This window comes from Rhodoferax sp. ZS1R8 (assembly GCF_056521325.1).
Map to the genome: position 1 here is coordinate 1 of NZ_JBWMBA010000181.1, position 1,070 is coordinate 1,070.

Consider the following 1,070-nt stretch of genomic DNA (forward strand, 5'->3'; position numbering starts at 1 on the left):
CCTGCCCGGCAGAACTTCCAGATATCACTGGGGAGCGTTCTATCTGCACGTTATGTAGGGATAGTGCAACGTCCGGCGGCAGTGTGATTTTGAGCGAACCGTCAGATAGCAATGTCGGCGTGAATCGGCGATGGATCAAGCCGCTCTCTGATTTTCCGGATTGCGTTACACCGACAGTCTTGGACCCGCGTGGACTCAAAATGACCTGCAACTGAAGGTTGTTTATGGATTGACCAGGAGGAAGCAGGTTGAGCCCCTCAACCACAAGTTCCATGGTAATGGGGTCAAATGTCAGATGGCTAATGACTGGCTCGTTCACTGGAGTAGAACGAGGCCCAGGGAACGCAGTCGTGATAGCCGCACGTTGAATGGCTTGGGGCGGTACGACTGCCCTATATGCACCGTGTGCCGTGTATCGCATGGCAACTTGCTGCTGTCGATGGGGGTCGGTTGCAAATATGCTGGTCATTACATTTGAGACCAGTTGGACTGAAGCATTAAAGATGCTGTAGGCCATATTTGACATCTGGGACCACACCACAGACCAGCCTTGCAATGGACCTGCGGGTATGTCTTGTGGTGCGTTGTCGACCTGCGGTGACTCGGTTATCAGGTAGGTTGCTTCTTCCTCAAAGCCGCTGAATGGCTCGCTTGAAGTTCGCGCGATACCGTCACTGCCAATTACGCCGTTGTCCACTAGCCACCAGGTGTTATGGGTGTTTCCATCCACATCGGATATGGTTCCCTTGCGCCAGAACTGCACTTGGGTATTGGGTGCCAGGTTCGCCATCGCAGCGGCCGACAACGGGATCGCGACTTGAATGGGAAGCGCGGAACGTTGTGCACCCAGGTGCAATTGGAAAGCGGCAAGCGGATTGAGTATTTCCGGAGCTGGCAGGTCCATGCCCACTTCGCTGACGTTAATACTTTGAATGCTGGCAGACGTGCCAGCGGGTAAAGCTCCGGGTGCGAGCATCATGAGATAGCCCGCCGCATCTTGCACCGCAAGCCCGCCGTCTGTACGCACCACAGCGCTACCCAGTGCCGCCTCTTGAATGACCAAGTTGATT

The 1,070-nt window shown here is 54.9% G+C and carries 1 protein-coding gene; it reads right to left on the reverse strand.

The window, feature by feature from the left end; genetic code table 11:
• Nucleotides 1-1,070: hypothetical protein (locus AC097P_RS24825; protein WP_479613079.1), on the reverse strand; the 1,070-nt coding region annotated here is incomplete at both ends.